Here is an 18,883-nt window from a genome sequence, read left to right on the forward strand (position 1 = left end):
GAACCGGAACAATATTCCACATATGCCCCCTGCACTTCACCTAATCGCCATTTTTAGGGAATTTTTTGGAAAAGGATAATTGTTGATTGAAACGGCGACAGGTATACTGAAAAGAAGGAGGGATTTCGCATGATTCGTATTTTGCTTATGACAATTGCTTTCATCGCTGTAATTGTCATGAATACTTTAGCAAACACCTTGCCGCTGAATGATCAGACCACCGGAGAAATATCTAATCGGCTTCTGGTCTTGTTTACGCCAGCCGGTTACGTATTTTCAATTTGGTCCATCATCTATCTTTTATTGGCTGTTTGGATCATCGCTTTCTGGGTGCGGTTAAGAAAGGGAGAAACTCCCTCATCCAAGATTGCCTTATTTTTCATCTTAAGCTGCATTTTCAATATCACCTGGCTGCTTTTGTGGCATTATGAATTCTTCGCCTGGTCAATCATTGCAATGCTCGGCTACTTGGTGGCATTGATCGCCCTTTATCTGCAATACAGCAATTCAGAAAGAAAGATTACTGAACGGCTGCCGATTTCAATCAACATGGGTTGGATCAGTGTCGCAACCATCGCCAATATCAGTTTTGTCCTGACGTACTATAATTGGAGTGGCTGGGGACTCAGTGACCAGCTATGGACGGTGATCATGCTGACGGTCGCCACGGCACTTGCTTTGCACATCCGTTTCCATCATGCGGATATCCCCTTTGCTTTGGTCTTCATTTGGGCGTTCATCGGAATTGCCGTAAAGCATGGGACAGATGAAATGCTGGTGACAACGGCCGCCCTTTTCCTGAGCGGCGTCATTTTGACCGGTATTCTGCTAATAAAAAAAAGAACTGCCCCAGCAGTTCAGTAAAACTGTGGGCAACCCGATTCTAAAGGGTGTCCACAGTTTTTCGTTTCCAGACTTTGATAATAAATCGAAAAACAAAAGGGATCCGGCATTTGCTCCGGATCCCTTGATTTTTTTACAATTCTTATTTATCCAGTTTGGTCAGCAGGATCGGCTCGCCTTTTGTAACGAGCACAGTATGCTCGATTTGCGCCACCAATGACTGATCCGGTGTGATGAATGTCCAGCCATCGCCTGATTCCACAATGTGCTCGGCCTTTTGCGAGATAAACGGCTCTACAGCCAGCACCATGCCTTCTTTCAGGATGGTCGTCTCCCACGCATCGTAATAATTCAGGATGTGCTGTGGAGCTTCATGCAGCGATTTGCCGATGCCATGGCCGGTCAAATTCTTGATAACGAACAAGCCCTGCTCTTTCGCCTCACGTTCCACTGCTTTACCAATTTGGTTAAGCTTTGCACCGGCTTTGACTTTTGTCATCGCGCGATCGAAAGCTGAAGCTGCAGCTTCACAGATTTTTTCCTTGTCCGCATGCCCTTCGCCTACAACAAAGGAAATGCCGGTATCGGAGAAGAATCCTTCGTATGAGCCAGAAACGTCGATATTGACGATATCGCCGTCTTGGATCACGCGGTCACCCGGAATTCCGTGTGCCACTTCTTCGTTGACACTGATGCAGGTGAATCCAGGAAAATCATACTCTGATTTAGGTCCGGAAACGCCGCCCAGCTCTTCGAACAATTTGCCGCCCAATTCGTCAATTTCCTTCGTAGTGACTCCAGCTTTAGTAGCCGCCTTCATCGCTTCACGAATTTCAGCCACCATTTGGCCGGCTTTTTTCAACATTTCAATATCTTTTTCATTAGTTGCTATCATCAATGACCCTTCTTTCAAGCTTTTCTATTCAAGAATTATACCACAAAATTAAATCAGAGGCTCCTGACCCGTTTCAATAAATCCGGGAAAATCGACATAAAAAAGAAGGCTGTCCGAGGACAGCCTTCCATATTTCAAGCTTCAGCATCCACCAGTCTCGGAGCTGCTGCAAAAAGCGCAGCACAGACAAAGGCGGCAAGCAAAAATACCGGGATCATATACGTTGCATTATAAATCACCGAGTAAATGACCACATTGCCTTCAGCAAACATGCCGAAGAACAGGATGCCGGTAATGACATGGACGAGGTAGCGCAGCGCAGAAGCAAGTAACACACCGGCAACAACAGCCGTCAGCATCTTCCCTGTTTGCTTGGCATGTGCATGCTGCAGATACTTCCCACGCATGACACCCGCCAGCCCCACGACTCCGTAGGCGAGAAGATAATCCAATATGACCTGCATGACGACGAATCCGAAAGACAAGGGCGCCACAGAGATAAACCCTGAGACAATCTGCAGCAGCCCGACCAGGAATCCTGTCAGCACTCCGGCACCGACGCCTCTTCTGAAAGCGATCAATACAATTGGAATCATCACCAGGCTGACTGAACCCCCCTGTGGCATCCGGAAAGAAACGAAATCCAACACAAATCCAAGAGCTGCGAAAATGGCAATTTCCATCATCAACAATACTTTTTTATTTCTCATGACTTCCTCCTTTAATGTGTTATGCACATCACCAGAAGGGCCGTGAATAAAACCATATTAAAAACGGCGACAGGACAGAGCCTGTCGCCGTTGTAAGGGCCGGTTTCCATCCACATCCCTGCGCAAGTGTTAACTTACAGGTTCAAAGGGTAAGAACAAATGTTCACTCTCAGCAAAAGCTCCCCTTGTGGTGTATACAGATATTTAGCATTCACCTGTATTGTACACAAGGGTTTCATTTTGTGCAAGGCTGTTTTAAGATAGCCTGATAGGGTAAAGAATTACATGATGAAGATAGTTGAAAGGTGGTGAAGGCAGCCGGGATTCTGGGCTTGCCGAAAATATGATTGAATTGTTGAAGGAACTGATTAAAATTCAAAGCGATACTAAAGATGGAGCCAATGAAGCTCTTCTTTTTTGTGCAGATTGGCTGAAATCCAAAGGAGAAACCGTTACTGTCCATGACAATAAAGGTTATCTGATGCTGACTGCCGCTAAAGGGCAAGGCACCGAGACCATCGTTTGGAATGGCCACGTCGACGTCGTTCCTGGCCATAAAGAACAGTTTGTCCCAGTCGAAGAGCAGGACCGCATCTATGGCCGCGGCGCCGCTGACATGAAAGCCGGAGTTGCCGCGATGATGCAGGCCTTTATCGAGCTGGACAGTTCCGGCCTAGAGCGCACGGTGCAGCTGCATATTGTAACGGACGAAGAGATTGGCGGCCGAAACACTTCCAAGTGGCTGGTCGAACAAGGCTTCCATGGTGACTTCGTCATTTGCGGTGAACCTACGGGATTGAAAGTTGGCCTGCAATCCAAAGGTATCCTGCGGATGGATATGACGTTCAAAGGCAAACCGGCCCACGGGAGCCGTCCTTGGGAAGGCATCAACGCCATTGAATCTGCGATGAAATTCCACATGGCTATCTCTGAGCTTCCTTTCAGAAAAGAATCAACGGAATATTACGAGCAGCCTTCCGTCAATTTGCCGATCATCAAAGCAGGAGACCGTTACAATGTGGTTCCTGAAACGTGCGAAATGTCCTATGATATCCGCTTCATGCCCGGACAGGACAAAGACGAGATCGTTCGCCAATTGGCAGACTTGGCTGAAACCTTGGATCTCGATATGGACTACAAAGCGTCAGGATCTACCCCAGCCCTGACAACAACAAAAGAAAATCCCTATATCCAGAGCCTGCAAAAGGCGATTCTGGATACTACAGATCAGGAACCTGTTTTATTCGGCCAGCATGGCGCTGCAGATACGCGTTATTATGCAGCGGTGACCGGCGGCGAAGGGGCAATAGAATTCGGTCCAAGCGGCGATGATTGGCATGGCAATGCTGAATACGTAACGATTTCAAGCGTCCATGCGTACAAGGATATCCTCTTGGCTCATGCCCAATCTGCTTAAATAGGTTTGCATTCTGCAAAATTCGGGAAAATAACAATAACTAACCCCATGAATGGAGAGATTTAAATGGCAATTGGAAGACTAGTGAAATCTGCGATAAAATACGGTCCCATCGCTTACCCGATCATCCGTAAAGTATTAAATAAAAGAAAACAAGGAAAAGCTGGACAACCAGCTTCCAAACAATCTACATCGCGTGATAAAAAACGCTAAACCAAAAAACGTTCCGGCATAAAATATGCCGGAACGTTTTTTTAGTTTTATAGAGAATCGGAAGTCAGCAGGTTGCGGAACATAACGGGCGCTTCCGCTTTTCTTCATTGTCCAGCTCCAGCGCCCAGAACCTCGGGGTCTTAAGTCCGCTAGCCTAAGCCGCTGAAAACACGCCGCTTCAGCCAACTGCCATAAGCCTGTCGGTTCTAGATGGGCGCGTCCGCTTTTCTTCAGTGTCCAGCTCCAGCGCCCAGAACCTCGGGGTCTTAAGTCCGCTTGCCTATGCGGCTGAAAACACGCCGCTTCAGCAAACTGCCTTAAGCCTGTCGGTTCTAGATGGGCGCTTCCGCTTTTCTTCATTGTCCCGCTCCAGCGCCCAGAACCTCGGGGTCTTAAGTCCGCTTGCCTAGGCGGCTGAAAACACGCCGCTTCAGCAAACTGCCTGTAGCCTGTCGGTTCTAGATGGGCGCTTCCGCTTTTCTTTATCCAGCTCCAGCAGCCAACTCCTCGGGTCATAAGTCAACCCAGCTATGTGGCAAAGAACGCCACTCTGCTGGGCTGGCTTATGCCCGGCAGAGCTAAACGGGCGCTTACGCTTTTCTTTGTCCAGCTCCAGCAGCCAGCCCCTCGAGTCGCTTCAGCCTTTCCAGCAATGGCTGAAGAACGCCATTACCGGCAAGGCTTCCAGCGCTTGTCGGGGCTTGACGGCTGCTTACGCTTTTCTAGATATAAGGCATTGCTTCGCGCAATGCAAAGTAGCCGGTTGGGCTGCTTTCAGATGGGCGCTGTGCTGTTTCTTCCGAATCATTAGCCTCTTGGTCTTGGCCATCTTGCTCTTCTTGATCCTGTGCTTCCATTATCTGCTCGAAAGACAATGGGTTCGGCGGTGGCAATTCCAAGTCCTCGACTGTCCAAGCTGCCTGGTATTCATCGAAGAACGCATTGGCCATCGTCTGGTAGCCGACTGCGTTCGGATGGACGTCGGCTGCATTCGGAACTTTATCTACGCCATTTTCACCAAATGGCTTGTCTACTGATACAAAAACGGCTCCCGCTTTTTCAGCAGATTCCTGAAGAATTTTATTGAGACGGTCAAGCTGCTTGGCCGTTCCGCTCTTTTGGCTGTCACGCACATGCGGATAGGCAAAATAATAACCCATTACATAAACCGCTGCGTCCGGAGATTGCTCCGTAAGCTCAGCCAAAATCAGCTCCATGTTCTTGCGTGCATCATTGAGTGCAAAATCCGCCTGCACCTGCTGGAACGTCAGCGATCCCTGTACAGGATCATTCTGTACGAGACGCAGCAGATCATTCGCCCCTGCTGATACGGTAATCAGATTGGCGGATGCCAGTACTTCCTTTGCTTCATCCGTTTGGATGCTGTCTAACACATCAGCCGTTGTAAAACCGGGAAATGCCAGGTTTTTCGAATAGAATGCGACAGGTTGGTTTCGTGATAGCTCTTGGGCAATCAAATCTGCATAGCCCGCATCAATTTGGCGCTCAGGGGTCTGCCCAGCTGCCAACGAATCACCGATGGCTACATAAGCTGCTGGTAGTTTAATCTCTGCCTGCGCATTAGCCGATCCGCTGAACAGGAAAAGTCCGGCCATGGCCGCAATCCAAAATTTTTTCATTTCACTCACCTCTTAGAATGCCCAGTTTCCATTTCGGAAGATAGGCTCTTTTGAACCATCTGCTGTGATGCCATCAATATCCATTCCGTCACTGCCAATCATAAAATCTTCATGGACAATCGATGTATTCAAGCCAATGGCAGCCAATTGATTACGCTCCAGGTCACGTGCCCCTTCATAACAGGTCGGATAAGAATCGCCGATCGCTAAATGGTTCGAAGCATTTTCATCAAACAAGGTATTGTAGAACAAGATGTTCGAGTCGGAAATCGGTGAATGGTACGGCACCAATGCCACTTCTCCCAAATAAGCCGCACCTTCATCTGCATTGATCATTTCGTCGAGAAGTTCTTGCCCTACTTCCGCTTTGGCAGAAACAATTTTGCCTTTTTTAAAAGTTAGTGTGAAACCGTCGATGACATTGCCCTGATAAACCAGTGGCTTTGTATTGCGGACCGTTCCATCCACTCCATGCTTTAAGGGAACGGTATAAACTTCCTCTGTCGGCATATTAGCAATGAACGGATTGCCTTGAGGCGTTTTTGACGCTCCGGACATCCAGATATGTTTGTCGGGAAGTTCGATTGTCAGTTCTGTACCAGGTGCGCTGTATTGCAGTTTCACGTATCGTTTATCGTTCAACTGGGAAGCGCGCTGTTCCAGTAAAGCGATGTGGTTTTTCCATGCTTCCACGGCATCACCTTCACCGATGCGAACCGTTTTGAAGATGGCCTGCCATAAGGCATCCACTTGTTTTTCAGCCGGTAGGTCAGGAAATACTTTTTGCGCCCATTTTGGTGACGGCATCGCGACGATCGACCAAGCCACTTTGTCTGTTCCGACCGCCTGTCGATAACGCTCCAGTGCTTTTCCGGCAGATTTTTGCGAATCAGCCAGACGTTTCGCGGGAATTCCCGTCAAAAGATCCGGATCTTCTGCATCAATCCACAAAAAAGAACCGCCTGTATTGATCACTTCATCACGCTGGACGACGGACCATTCAGGATATTCCGCAAAAGCTTCATCAGGTGCCAGTTCAAAATGCGTCCGCGTCAACACGGGATCCTCATAATTGACCTGCACCCGCTTAGCGCCTGCTTCGTAAGCTTTTTTAACAACAATTCGTGTGAATTCAAGTGTATCAATTGTCGTATTGATAACAATAAACTGTCCTTTTTGAACATTTAAGCCTACATGGACCGTCAAATCGGCATATTGTTCGAGCTTCTGCTGAAAATTCATCGTTTATTCCCCTTTGCAGCGATGGTTTTACTGGAACCTTCAATCAGTTTCCCGCCATGGATCACTTTTTGGACAGGTTTAGACGGCAATTCCTTAGTGAATTTCTTATAATGCCGTTCATCGGAATAGGCCAACAAGGTCAACACTTCACCATCCGCTCCAGCTCTTCCGGTTCTTCCTGAACGATGCAGGTACTGCTCAACCGTTTGGGGAACATCCACATGGATCACATGCGTCACTAAGTCGATATCCAGTCCGCGTGCTGCCACTTCTGTCGCTATCAATATGGCGACTTCCCCTTTTCGAAAAGCATCCAAAGCTTTTTTGCGTTCATCTTTCTTCATTTCGGAATGCAGGGTCACGATTTTCGCATCACGGAACTTCAGTTTATTTTCCTTCATCAGCAATTGATCCAGGTTATTGACGAACGCCAACCCTTTCATGCCTGGAATATGCGAAAGGCTGCGCAACATTTCGGTCTTGTCCCGCTCATCCACTTTAATGAATGAGTGCGTCACTTTCCCGAACATCGGCAGATCTTCTGCGGTTACTTGCAGACGTGTCGGGTGCTGCATCAAACGTTCTGCTACCAGCTCTATTTCTTCAGTGATGGTTGCAGATACCAGCACCAATTGGCGTTCATGCTGGGTTTTTTCAATCAAATCCTTCATGATGCCGCGGTGTTCGCGCGCCATCAGCTGGTCGCCTTCATCCAACACCAAAATCCGGATTTCATGCATTTTCAGCTTTTTGGTTTTCACCAACTCATTTAGACGTCCTGGCGTCCCCACCACAATCGTCGGCTTTTTCTTCAATTTCTCCAATTGGCGCTGGATATTTGCCCCGCCAATCAATTGAGTGACTGTTACGTCTGTTCCTTCTGTCCACTCACGCAGTACATTGACGATCTGCATCGACAATTCCTGCGATGGAGCGACGATCATTGCCTGGATTGCTTGTTTCTCAGGGTTGACCCGTTCTAATATCGGAAGTACATAAGCCAAAGTCTTACCGGAACCTGTTGGAGATTCTGCAACGATATCATTGCCGGCCAACATCTCCGGAATCATCTGCTCCTGGATCGGCATTGCCGTTTCAAACCCAGCCTTTTCCCATTTTTCCTGCCATATCGGACTCAATTCATTTATAAAAGTCATTTGCGATTCCACCTTCTTTTCAATGCTATAAGTGTATCATATTTGGTGTTTTAACGCCTTGCTGAAACAAGAAAAGCGCAAGCAGCCGTTAAGCCCCGACAAGCGCTGGAAGCCTTGCCGGTAATGGCGTTCGCTGCAAAGGCTGAAGCGACTCGAGGGGCTGGCTGCGGGAGTCTGGACATGAAGAAAAGCGCAAGCCGCCGTTAAGCCCCGACCAGCGCTGGAAGCCTTGCCGGTAATGGCGTTCGCTGGAAAGGCTGAAGCGACTCGAGGGGCTGGCTGCGGGAGTCTGGACATGAAGAAAAGCGCAAGCGCCCGTGTAGCTCTGCCGGGCATAAGACAGACCGGCGAAGCGGCATATTTTCAGCCGCACAAAATGAAAAGTAGAAGTGCCTGTTCAGCTCTGACAGGTGTAAGATGAGCTGGCGAAGTGGCATCTCGTCAGCCGCACAGCCAGATCGGCTTACATCCCGAAGAGCTAGGCACTGAACTAGACAGCCGGGCTGGCTTATGACCCAAAGAGCTGGGCGCTGGAGTCTGGACACAGAAAAACGGAAGCGCCCATCTAGAACCGACAGGCTTAAGGCAGTTTGCCGAAGCGGCGTGTTTTCAGCTGCATAGGCAAGCGGACTTAAGACCCCGAGGTTCTGGGCGCTGGAGCTGGACAATAAAAAAAAGCCCAAGCCCCGATGCTTACAAAAACCAAAAAACCAGACCCATAAATGGGCCTGGCTTCACGAATCATTCAGTTACTTCTTTTTGTTTATAGACAATCTCNAAAAAAAAGCCCAAGCCCCGATGCTTACAAAAACCAAAAAACCAGACCCATAAATGGGCCTGGCTTCACGAATCATTCAGTTACTTCTTTTTGTTTATAGACAATCTCTTTTTCCGCTTCAGTGACCGGACGCACAGGTTTTTTAATGAAGAACGCCAGAATCAGCGACACTAGGGCGATAAAAGTCGATACGAAAAACGAAAAGTTGATGCCATCAAGCATTGCCAAATTCATGATGCTCTCAGGATTAGTCCCACTTGCCGCCAGTTCTTTCGCTGTAGACTCAGTGCGCGTATTCATGATGGTGATCAGGAAAGCAGAGCCGACAGCACCCGCTACTTGCTGCAACGTATTATTGATGGCTGTTCCGTGCGGATAAGATTTCACCGGCAAGGTGTTAAGGCCGTTCGTCATAACCGGCATCATCACCATTGAAATGCCAAGCATCCGCAAAGTATAGATCAACATGATATTGATATAGCTGGAATCCAAGCTTAATTGGCTGAATAGATACGTGGTGAAAACGACGATTGCCAATCCAGGGATCGCCAGCACTTTTGCACCGAATCGGTCGAAAAGCCGGCCGGTAACCGGCGACATGAAGCCCATCACTAAAGCACCCGGCAACATCAACAAACCGGAGTCGATCGGTGAAATGCCTTTGATGGTCTGGATGTAGATCGGCATCAGGATCATCGCTGAAAACATGGACATGGATAGAGCGATTGAAATAGCGGATGACAAAGCGAACATCGGATATTTATAGATTCTGATTTCAAGCAAGGGTTCATCCAATTTCAATTGGCGCAAACCGAAGGCAATCAGCGAAACGATGCCGATCGCAATCGTCACCATAACAATCGGATCGCTCCAGCCCATCGTTCCTGCTGAACTGAACCCGTATAAAACACCTCCGAAACCTAAACTTGAAAGGGCCAACGAAGCCTTATCAAGCGAAATTTCTCGGTTCTGGAAGGTCAAGTTCTTCAATTTGAATATCCCTAAAGCCAGTGGAATCAAAGCCACCGGCAGGACGATCCAGAAAAGTACGCGCCATGAGTAATTCTCGACGATAAATCCGGAAAGTGTCGGTCCGATTGCAGGTGCAACGACCATGACGAGTCCAAACACCCCCATTGCCGATCCACGTTTTTCAACAGGAAATGCTGCAAGCATCACATTCATCAGCAATGGCATCATCAAAGCTGCACCGGAAGCTTGAATCATTCTTCCGATCAATAAAACACTGAATACTGGTGCCATTGCAGCAAGCAATGTACCAAGGGCAAATAACGACATGGCCACAATGAAAATCGACCGGTTTGAATAGCGCTGGATGAAATAAGCACTGGCCGGGATCAAAATTCCGTTGACGAGCATATATCCAGTGACCAGCCATTGTGCTGTGGAAGCCGCGATATCGAGGTCGATCATTATTTCAGGTAAAGCTATATTCAATAAAGTCTGGTTAAAAATTGCTACGAATGCACCCGTAAAGAGAATGGCGATTATGCCATAAGGCGTTTTTTTCTGTTCTTTCATCTTTTTCTTTCCTCCGTACTTACTGCTCTGTATTTTTTTCTGTTTCTCCATTGCATCATTCTATACCGACTGTATATTTTTTTCAAGTATTTTGCCATTCATTTATTAAAACATTGATTCAAAAGCGTTTTCAGGTTATTATAAAAATAGACTAACGGTATAAAGGTGAGGTAAATGAACCCTAAAAAACAACAGATCCTAAATGCGGCCTATGAACTTTTCATCAACAAAGGCTATAATTCCTCTTCGATACAGGACATCCTGGATGAAGCCAGTGTATCCAAAGGGACTTTCTATAACTATTTTGGATCCAAAGCAGAATGCCTTATGGCCATCATGGAATCCATCGGCAGCGAAATCCGCCAACGGCGAATGGCAGCGGCAGTCGGCATGCCCCCCCATAATCCAGAAGTTCTGGCAGAACAATTGTATATTCGAATTAAGCTGAACCTTGAAAAGAACTTGTTTTCTCTTTATGAAAGCATTTTCTACTCACAGGAGCCAGAATTGAAAGCATTCTCCATCAAACAATATTCTTCGGAAATGGAATGGATTTCTTCACGGATTGTGGATGTTTTCGGCAAAGAAGCAGCACCATATGCTCTGGAAAATGCGGCTTTTGTACATGGCTATGTTCAGCAGCTGATTCACTTATGGCGCCTTCTTTCCACCGAGGAAGTGCCGGCAGAAAAACTATCTTCTTTCGTGATTCGACGCTTGCAGGCGACCATCGCTCTTCAGATAGCGGCAAAAGATACCTTTATCGGTAATTTGAAATTGCCATTCGCCACCCCCACTGATGAATTCAGCCTGGCAGAACTTTCAACATTGCTCGAAACTTATGCAAAGAAATTAAAAAACCACAAAAATACGCAGCAACTGGTGCATTTTCTTTCAACAGAACTGGCCGCAGAAAGTCCGAGAAAAGCCTTAGTTGAAAGTGTCCTCACCTCACTAGCACATGACGATTTGATCGAATCTGAACTGTCGATCCTGATTGAGCATGTGTGGAAGCATTTAAGTGACATCACATAAAAAAGAGCGAAGCCTGTAGTGGCTTCGCTCTTTTTTATGGTTTGCGCCGCCCATTTACGGCTTGTTCAAACGCATAAGCATATTCAATCAAAGCCGGCTCACTGAATGCTTGGCCGGCGAACGTGATGCCGAATGGTTCTTTTGATTCGCTATAGCCAAAAGGTACCGTAATCGAAGGGAATCCAGCGGCCGCACCGATATTGCAGCCGAAATCCTGGGGTAGCACCAACGCATCCACGTCGATATTTTCCAGCACTTCTTTCATGCCGCGTTCTGCTGCCAAAAAGCGGTTGCGCTCCAACGCTTCCACGTACTCCCGCTCTGTTAGCATGCCCGTCATTCCATTGGCTTGTTCGAGCAGATTTTGTCCGAACTTCAGCATCTTCTCAGGGTGCTCGTTATTAAACGCGATGACATCGTCCAATGAACGAATCGGTTGATCGGGATTTGATTTTGCCAGGTAAGCATTGAGATTCGCTTTAAACTCATGCAACAGCACCGCAAATCCCAAATCCTCCTGATGGACGCCTAAATCGACGTCATCGATGAGTTCGGCACCACAAGCTCGAAGTGCATCCAGCGCTTTTTCGAAAAGAGCTGCCTGCTCGTCCCTGATTTCCTTGAACAGCCCTCTGGCTATACCAAGCTTGACACCTTGAAGGCCATCCGTCTTGAAGTGGCTGCTCCAATCATAGTTCTCAAATGGCGCTGCAAAAGCGGTACTGACGTCTTTCGGGTCGACGCCGATGATGGCTTGAAGAAGTGCCACAGCATCAGCAACCGTCCGCGCCAAAGGCCCTGGAACATCCTGTGTATGCGACAGCGGAATAATACCGGTCCGGCTTGCCAGGCCGACCGTGGGCTTAATGCCGACTAAACTGTTTTGGGCAGCCGGATTGATGATGGATCCCGATGTCTCTGTCCCAATCGCTCCCGCTGCCAGATTCGAGGCGATGGCTGCAGCAGAACCTGAACTTGAGCCGCCGACATCAAAAGCGCCATATGGATTTTTCACTTGCCCACCTCTTGAGCTGTAGCCGTTGGTCATTTTATCCGACATGAAGTTGGCCCATTCCGTCATATTGGTCTTCCCTAGAATCACAACACCCGCCTGTCGCAGCTTTTCCACCACTTTGGCATCCTGCAGTGCATAATGATCTTTCAGCGCGAAAGATCCGGCACTGGTATGCATCTTGTCGCCCGTTTCCATATTGTCTTTGACCAGGATCGGAATGCCATGCAGCACAGAACGCGGACCAGTTTGACGGCGTTCAAAATCAAGCGACTGTGCTGTCAATAAGGCATCCGGATTCATTTCAAGAACTGCTTGTGTATTTTTATCGCGCAAAGAAATGTTTTCTTTGTACATCAAAACCAGTTCTTCAGAAGTCAGCCGGCCTTCAGCCATCTCTTCCTGCATTTCAGCAATCGTCAATTCATCCAGCCGTTCCCGTCGGTACTCTTCTAAATGATGATTGTGCATTGATTTTCCTCCTATTCCATATAAACCATTGAAAAAAGCCGGAATCAGCCGGCTTGGTTAGTTTCTGTATAGGTTTTCATCAACTCATAAAGTGAAGTTTCATATAATTGCCGTCCATTTATCTTAAAGACATTTTGTTCAACTAATCCTTGAATGATGATTTCACGTTTGTCAGTGAATTTCGACTCGGGTATCTGTTCCATTTTCCTCGTTCTCTCCTTCTGGAAGTATTCCCTTATCTTTACCCTTCAGCCTATCCCTTTAAAACCTGTCTATGTTTAAAATATCTTATTCTAATTGGAAATAAAAATAGAACCCGATCAGCATAAATGCTGATCGGGTTCTTGCGGGTTACTCCGCCAATTCCAGCCAAGCCACTGCTTCACAATGGGTGGACTGCGGGAACATATCAACAGGCTGCACTTCTTTCGTGCGATACCCTCCATCTTCCAGTATGCGCAGGTCACGCGCCAATGTTGCCGGATTGCAGGACACATAGACTACACGCCTCGGACGCTGCTTAAGGATGGTCCGCAGCAATTGCTCATCACAGCCTTTGCGCGGCGGGTCAACGACCAATACATCCGCTTTTTTGCCTTCTTTATACCAGCGAGGAATGACTTGTTCAGCCGGTCCCGCTTCAAATAGCGTATTGGATAAGCCATTCAGTTCCGCATTGCGTTTTGCATCTTCGATTGCTTGGGGCACGATTTCGACACCCATCACAAATTCAGCGCGCTGCGCAAGGAACAAGGAGATTGTTCCGATGCCGCAGTATGCATCGATTACGGTTTCCTTTCCGGTCAATTGCGCATACTCGAGCGCCTGACCGTATAGAACTTCTGTCTGCTCGGGATTGATTTGGTAAAAAGACCGGGCGGAAATTTCAAAACGGACATCGCCGATCTGATCTTCGATTACGTCTTTGCCCCAAAGCGTCAAGGTTTCATCACCAAAAATGACATTGGTCTTTTCGCTGTTGATGTTTTGGACAATCGAAGTAACTTCCGGTACAGTCGCTTGGATCAGTTCAATGGCGCGTACTGCCTGAGGAAATTTCTTTTTCTTGGTCACCAGCACCACCATGATTTCGCCTGTCGCCCGCGCTTTCCGAACGACTACATGGCGGAGCATGCCGCGATGCGTCGCTTCTTCATAAGGCTCGATGCCTATTTCAGCCAGGTTCTTTTTCAAAGCCACCATGATGGCATCCGCTTCAGGCGTCTGGATCAAGCAAATATCCGTATCTGCAATGTCATGCGAACGCGTCTGATAAAATCCGGCGACGACTTTTCCGTCTTGTGTACCGAACGGGATTTGGGATTTATTGCGATAGCGCCATGGATGTTCCATGCCTTTTACCGGATGTACCGGGACGTCGGGCAATTTGCCGATCCGGGTGATGGCATCGCGCACCAATTTCTGTTTGAAGGTCATCTGGCCTTCATAGGACAAGTGCTGAATCTGGCAGCCTCCGCACGTATCGAACACCGGACACGGCGCGGTTACACGGAACGGGGACGCCTGTTTTATTTCAATAAGCTTCGCAAAGCCATAAGATTTCAAGGTCTTCAAAACATGGACAACTACATCTTCCCCCGGCAAAGCGCCTGGGATGAACAACGGGTAGCCTTCCACTTTCGCTACACCTGCACCGTCATGGGTCAAGTCTTCTACGTGGACCGTTATCCGGTCATTTTTATTTACTGGTTTCAAAAATATTCACTCCGTTTCACATCTAACTATCATACAACAAAAAAACGCGGCAGGCAAAAGCCTGCACGCGTGCCTAATCCCGATCTTTCGTAGCGGGACCATCTTTCAGCGAAAACCAGAAGCCGAAAATGATGGCTCCGAACAACACCAGAAATGGTGCATAAAATATCATGAAATCCTGCATGGATACTGCCTCCTCTATGCGTGGTAATCCGATTTGCCTTCGATGTAATCTTTATCGAACAGGAACAGACGGAACAACAAGTAAAGCGACGGCAACAACAGGCAGAGGCCTGCGATAAACGCGATGATCAAGGCGATGGCCATGGCTTCATTCGTAAAGCTGTCGTAGATCGTCAAATACGGATACAGCAGATACGGGTAATGCGATGCACCGTATGCAAAGAACGCCGTAAAGAATTGCCCCATCAATAAAATGAAAGCCCAACCGTAATGGCGTTTTTTCCATATCAGGTAAACCGTTCCGGCAAAAAGCAGGAACGATACAGCGAATACCCACCACAAGTCCAGAATGCGCGCATAATGTTCCGGATTATGGCCGCGCAATTCGTAAATGATGCCAGTTGCCGTAATGATGGCTGGACCTGCCCAAATTAATGCGTATTTGCGCATCAGATCGGTTGCCTTGGCATCCCCAGCTTTAGCGGAATACCAGGTCAGGAATACCGCGGAAATGTAAAGGACTGCTGTTAAGCTCAGGACCACGATGCTCCACATTAAAGGACTGGTAAACAAAGCCCAGTAATCCAGGTAAGGCTGTCCGTTATCCATAAAGATAAAGCCGCCTTCAGACATGGCCAGCACCGGTGACAAAGCAGCGGGCAGCAGCAGGCCGGACAAGCCGTACATATAGATATAGCCTCTATGGTTGATCTTTGCCCCGTAGGTCGCAAACGCGTAATAGGAACCGCGGATCGCCAGCAGGATCAATGCCAGACTCGCTGGAACCAATAGCGTGGTGCCGTAGTAGAAAGCGGTCTGCGGGAAAAAACCGATGATCCCGACAAAGAAGAACACAAAGAATACATTGGTGACTTCCCAAACCGGTGACAAATAGCGCTGAATGACTCCAGTCAATATATGCTGCTTGCCGACAAACGAGCTATAGGCATTAAAGAAGCCGGCGCCGAAATCGATCGACGCCACAATGACATACAGATACAGAAACAGCCAAAGAACGGATATGCCGATAATCTCTAAAGTCATTCTTCTTCACCGCCTTTGCCATTTTCGCGCGCTGCCAATTCTTTTTCAACCGGGTTGCGTTTGTACATACGGGTTAAGACGACCCCAGTACCGATACCCAAGATGAGGTATAAGCCTGCGAATAAAATGATCATCAGGTCCACTTGGCCACTGGTGGTTGCTGCTTCACTGACTTTCATATGGCCTCGAAGAACCCAAGGCTGGCGCCCTACTTCCGTGAACCACCATCCTGCTTCGATGGCGATGAGCGCTAACGGCCCTCCAGCCACTATCAGCCAGCGGAACCATTTTGCCCGGATAAATGCCCAGTTGCGCCAAGCGGCCACAACATAGACAAAGGAAAAGAATGCCAACCACATACCGATCATGACCATCGTATCAAAGAGGTAATGGATCCATAGCGGCGGTATTTCATCTTCCGGAAATTCATTAAGGCCGATTACTTCTGTAAACGGATTACTGTGTGCCAGAATGCTCAGCGCATAAGGGATTTTAATGGCGTACTTCGCCTCTTCCCCATCCAGAATCCCAAACAGGATCAATCCAGCTTCTTCCTCGGTTTCAAAATGCCACTCCGCAGCCGCCAATTTTTCTGGCTGGTACTCTGCCAAATATTTACCCGAGAAGTCGCCGATCAAAGCAGTGGCGATGGCGAATACCAATCCCAGTTTCATCGTTAAAAATAAAGCTTTTTTATGGTAGATATGCTTAGATCCACCCAACATGCGCAATGCAGCAATGGATGCCAGCACAAAAGCGCTGGTCATGAATGCCGTGGCCATAACGTGGGCCACTTTTGTGGGCACTGCGGGACTGAACATTGCCAGCAGCGGACTGACATTGACCATTTCACCGTTCAGTATTTCAAAGCCCTGCGGCTGATTCATGAAGGCATTGACGATGGTGATGAAAACGGATGATGCAGCTGCACCAATCGCAACCGGAATAAGCAATAGAAAATGCTTTCGCTGATCTTCAAAGCGATCCCATGTGTAAAGATAAATGCCCAGGAAGATGGCTTCGAAGAAAAACGCAAAAACTTCCATAAACAACGGCAAAGCGATTACGTTCCCAGCCAATTGCATGAAATTCGGCCATAGCAACGATAACTGCAAACCGATAGCGGTACCGGTTACAACACCTACTGCAACCGTAATGACAAATCCTCTCGCCCATCGGCGAGCCAATAAAATATAATGATCGTCTTTTTTCTTAATGCCCACCCATTGGGCAATCATAATCATGAGAGGGACACCCACACCTATTGTTGCGTAAAGAATATGGAATGAAAGAGTCAATAGCGTTAAAATTCGACTCAGAAAAGCCGGATCTTGAAAGTCCAATCTACTCGTCTCCTTTTTTTCAAGCATGTAATTCACTGATCTCTAGTTCCTATTGTACCTCAAACCTATATCTCAAAACGCCTTCTAAGCCTTGTATTTATGTTCAACTTTGAATAAGCTGTGACAAAGATAAAGCGAAATGAATTGAAATTTTTCTTAATATTTAGTATTCTAAAGAGAATAAAGAAAAAGGGTGAGACATCATGAGAACAAAGCGGAAAGTATTTGCGTATATCACAAGAGGCGATGAGGAAAATCGTGAATTGCTTGTATTCGAGTACAAAGGAGAACCGGAAGTCGGCTTGCAAGTGCCTGGCGGTACCATCGAAGATGGTGAACTATTGATCGATGCCTTGTACAGAGAAGTCAAAGAAGAAACCGGATTGCCTCGGGAGGTTCTTGACTTTGTCGGGAAAATCCATAAGTATACCTACTATCCTGAACACCAGGACAAAGCGTATGAACGGAACATCTTTCAATTTGAGTATACAGGTGAACCCATCGATCAATTTGAACATACCATCAAAAGCCACGGGCGAGACAATGGCATGACGCTTCTGTTCCGCTGGGAACCGATCAAAGACCTGCCACAGCTTGCAGCTGAACAGGACAAAGCAATTGAACTTCTCTAAATGATTCATTAAGCCAGTTGATCGCTGGAATATAAAAAGCTGGAAAATGGGGTGTTCTCCATTTTCCAGCTTTTTATTTGCGGTCGTTTTCTTTTAAAGAATCGATCGGGACATACATTTCAATATGGCCGGCCAAGTTCTCGAATACAGCCGGCAGCACGCCGCCATATTCTCCGTCCAGATTCAACAGCACGCGCTCTTTTGTCGTCACTGTAATTTTACTGGCTTTGGCATAAATCACATGAGGATCCGATAAATGCTCTCCGCGCAATGCCAAGGAAGCAACTCGGATAAACTCCGCCATATTAAGCTCTTTTAAAATCAGTAAGGTGAATTTCCCATCATTGATGCTGGCATCCGGAGCCAATTTTTCGAAGCCTCCGACAGAGTTGGTCAATCCGATCAAGAACATCATGGCACTGTCATCGAAAATCTGGCCATCGTATTCAATCCGGACACGGGAAGAGCGGATCGAAGGCAGCATCTCGATCCCTTTCAAATAATACGCCATTTGCCCGAGGACTGTCTTCAATTTGCTTGGTACTTCGTAAGTCAGCTCTGTCAGTCTTCCGCCACCTGCGATATTGATGAAATAGCGGTCGTCGTTCATCAAACCGATATCCACTGGGATTGAATCTCCTTTAAGGATGATATCCACAGCTTTGGTGATATCGCGGGGAATATGAACAGCACGAGCGAAATCATTGGTCGTCCCCATTGGAATAAGGCCGACTTTTGGCCGGACCTCAAATTTAGCGATTCCCGAGACGACTTCATTTAACGTACCGTCTCCACCGACTGCAATCACCAGATCAAAATTTCGTTCTACAGCAGCTTTCGCAGCCTGTATCGCATCGCCTTCACAGGTTGTCGCATGGCAGGACGTTTCATAGCCTGCCTTCTCCATTTTTTCCAAAACTTCGGGCAGGTGCTTTCGGAACAGCTCACGGCCGGAAGTTGGATTGTATATAATACGTGCACGTTTCATCAGATTCAGCCTTTCTGGACTT

The 18,883-nt window shown here is 47.5% G+C and carries 18 protein-coding genes and 1 riboswitch; of the genes, 5 read left to right on the plus strand and 13 right to left on the minus strand.

The window, feature by feature from the left end:
- The first annotated feature begins 129 nt into the window (after nucleotides 1-129).
- Complete coding sequence (locus tag K8U60_RS16735) at nucleotides 130-864, plus strand: tryptophan-rich sensory protein (RefSeq protein WP_223642827.1); 735 nt, start codon at nucleotides 130-132, stop codon at nucleotides 862-864.
- A gap of 121 nt (nucleotides 865-985) precedes the next feature.
- On the opposite strand, the gene map is transcribed toward K8U60_RS16735, so the two are convergent.
- Nucleotides 986-1,738, minus strand: a complete 753-nt coding sequence (gene map / locus K8U60_RS16740) for a type I methionyl aminopeptidase (protein ID WP_223642829.1) — start codon at nucleotides 1,736-1,738, stop codon at nucleotides 986-988.
- Between the two features lie 134 nt (nucleotides 1,739-1,872).
- The gene (thiT, locus tag K8U60_RS16745; protein WP_223642839.1) at nucleotides 1,873-2,448 is read right to left on the minus strand and encodes an energy-coupled thiamine transporter ThiT; all 576 of its coding nucleotides are present in this window, start codon (nucleotides 2,446-2,448) and stop codon (nucleotides 1,873-1,875) included.
- A gap of 98 nt (nucleotides 2,449-2,546) precedes the next feature.
- Nucleotides 2,547-2,644, minus strand: a riboswitch (TPP riboswitch).
- 147 nt (nucleotides 2,645-2,791) lie between these two features.
- Here thiT and K8U60_RS16750 point away from each other — a divergent pair.
- Both K8U60_RS16750 and K8U60_RS16755 read left to right on the plus strand, forming a co-directional pair.
- Entirely contained in the window at nucleotides 2,792-3,865 is a 1,074-nt protein-coding gene (locus K8U60_RS16750; protein WP_223642947.1) for a M20 family metallopeptidase, read from the plus strand.
- Between the two features lie 66 nt (nucleotides 3,866-3,931).
- On the plus strand, nucleotides 3,932-4,078 hold the full coding sequence (locus tag K8U60_RS16755; RefSeq protein ID WP_223642856.1) for a hypothetical protein: 147 nt from the start codon (nucleotides 3,932-3,934) through the stop codon (nucleotides 4,076-4,078).
- 722 nt (nucleotides 4,079-4,800) lie between these two features.
- Here the strand turns inward: K8U60_RS16755 and K8U60_RS16760 are convergent.
- From K8U60_RS16760 to K8U60_RS16775, 4 genes are all read right to left on the minus strand, one after another.
- Nucleotides 4,801-5,718 carry an SGNH/GDSL hydrolase family protein gene (locus tag K8U60_RS16760; RefSeq protein WP_223642858.1) on the minus strand — a complete coding sequence of 306 codons (918 nt, stop codon included), beginning with the start codon at nucleotides 5,716-5,718 and terminating at the stop codon, nucleotides 4,801-4,803.
- 12 nt (nucleotides 5,719-5,730) lie between these two features.
- Nucleotides 5,731-6,960, minus strand: a complete 1,230-nt coding sequence (locus tag K8U60_RS16765) for an aminopeptidase (protein WP_223642860.1) — start codon at nucleotides 6,958-6,960, stop codon at nucleotides 5,731-5,733.
- Nucleotides 6,957-8,117, minus strand: coding sequence for a DEAD/DEAH box helicase (locus K8U60_RS16770; protein WP_223642862.1), 1,161 nt, complete (start codon nucleotides 8,115-8,117; stop codon nucleotides 6,957-6,959). The genes K8U60_RS16765 and K8U60_RS16770 overlap by 4 nt, the downstream gene beginning before the upstream one ends.
- A gap of 850 nt (nucleotides 8,118-8,967) precedes the next feature.
- Nucleotides 8,968-10,437 (minus strand): MDR family MFS transporter, encoded by a 1,470-nt coding sequence (locus K8U60_RS16775; protein WP_223642864.1) that lies wholly within the window; start codon nucleotides 10,435-10,437, stop codon nucleotides 8,968-8,970.
- A gap of 174 nt (nucleotides 10,438-10,611) precedes the next feature.
- Here K8U60_RS16775 and K8U60_RS16780 point away from each other — a divergent pair, with 174 nt between their 5' ends.
- Nucleotides 10,612-11,472 carry a TetR/AcrR family transcriptional regulator gene (locus K8U60_RS16780; protein WP_223642867.1) on the plus strand — a complete coding sequence of 287 codons (861 nt, stop codon included), beginning with the start codon at nucleotides 10,612-10,614 and terminating at the stop codon, nucleotides 11,470-11,472.
- 34 nt (nucleotides 11,473-11,506) lie between these two features.
- Here K8U60_RS16780 and K8U60_RS16785 read toward each other — a convergent pair whose 3' ends face one another.
- The 6 genes from K8U60_RS16785 to K8U60_RS16805 all read right to left on the minus strand — a co-directional run bounded on the left by K8U60_RS16785 (nucleotide 11,507) and on the right by K8U60_RS16805 (nucleotide 17,241).
- The gene (locus K8U60_RS16785; RefSeq protein WP_223642869.1) at nucleotides 11,507-12,955 is read right to left on the minus strand and encodes an amidase family protein; all 1,449 of its coding nucleotides are present in this window, start codon (nucleotides 12,953-12,955) and stop codon (nucleotides 11,507-11,509) included.
- A gap of 44 nt (nucleotides 12,956-12,999) precedes the next feature.
- A complete protein-coding gene (gene fbpA, locus K8U60_RS16790) occupies nucleotides 13,000-13,158 on the minus strand; it encodes a Fur-regulated basic protein FbpA (protein ID WP_223642871.1) in 159 nt (52 codons plus the stop codon).
- Nucleotides 13,159-13,306: 148 nt separating this feature from the next.
- The gene (gene rlmD / locus K8U60_RS16795; RefSeq protein ID WP_223642873.1) at nucleotides 13,307-14,671 is read right to left on the minus strand and encodes a 23S rRNA (uracil(1939)-C(5))-methyltransferase RlmD; all 1,365 of its coding nucleotides are present in this window, start codon (nucleotides 14,669-14,671) and stop codon (nucleotides 13,307-13,309) included.
- Nucleotides 14,672-14,744: 73 nt separating this feature from the next.
- Entirely contained in the window at nucleotides 14,745-14,855 is a 111-nt protein-coding gene (cydS, locus tag K8U60_RS19190) for a cytochrome bd oxidase small subunit CydS (protein ID WP_394122031.1), read from the minus strand.
- 14 nt (nucleotides 14,856-14,869) lie between these two features.
- Nucleotides 14,870-15,898 (minus strand): cytochrome d ubiquinol oxidase subunit II, encoded by a 1,029-nt coding sequence (locus K8U60_RS16800; protein ID WP_223642875.1) that lies wholly within the window; start codon nucleotides 15,896-15,898, stop codon nucleotides 14,870-14,872.
- Nucleotides 15,895-17,241 carry a cytochrome ubiquinol oxidase subunit I gene (locus K8U60_RS16805; protein WP_223642877.1) on the minus strand — a complete coding sequence of 449 codons (1,347 nt, stop codon included), beginning with the start codon at nucleotides 17,239-17,241 and terminating at the stop codon, nucleotides 15,895-15,897. Before K8U60_RS16805 ends, K8U60_RS16800 begins: the two co-directional genes overlap by 4 nt.
- A 203-nt stretch (nucleotides 17,242-17,444) precedes the next feature.
- Between K8U60_RS16805 and K8U60_RS16810 the strand changes: the two genes are divergently transcribed.
- The gene (locus K8U60_RS16810) at nucleotides 17,445-17,873 is read left to right on the plus strand and encodes an NUDIX hydrolase (RefSeq protein ID WP_223642879.1); all 429 of its coding nucleotides are present in this window, start codon (nucleotides 17,445-17,447) and stop codon (nucleotides 17,871-17,873) included.
- Nucleotides 17,874-17,946: 73 nt separating this feature from the next.
- On the opposite strand, the gene K8U60_RS16815 is transcribed toward K8U60_RS16810, so the two are convergent.
- Nucleotides 17,947-18,861 (minus strand): diacylglycerol kinase, encoded by a 915-nt coding sequence (locus K8U60_RS16815; RefSeq protein ID WP_223642881.1) that lies wholly within the window; start codon nucleotides 18,859-18,861, stop codon nucleotides 17,947-17,949.
- Nucleotides 18,862-18,883 lie beyond the last annotated feature (22 nt).

It is taken from the genome of Planococcus circulans (genome assembly GCF_020023385.1).
In the GTDB taxonomy this organism is placed as follows: Bacteria; Bacillota; Bacilli; order Bacillales_A; family Planococcaceae; genus Planococcus.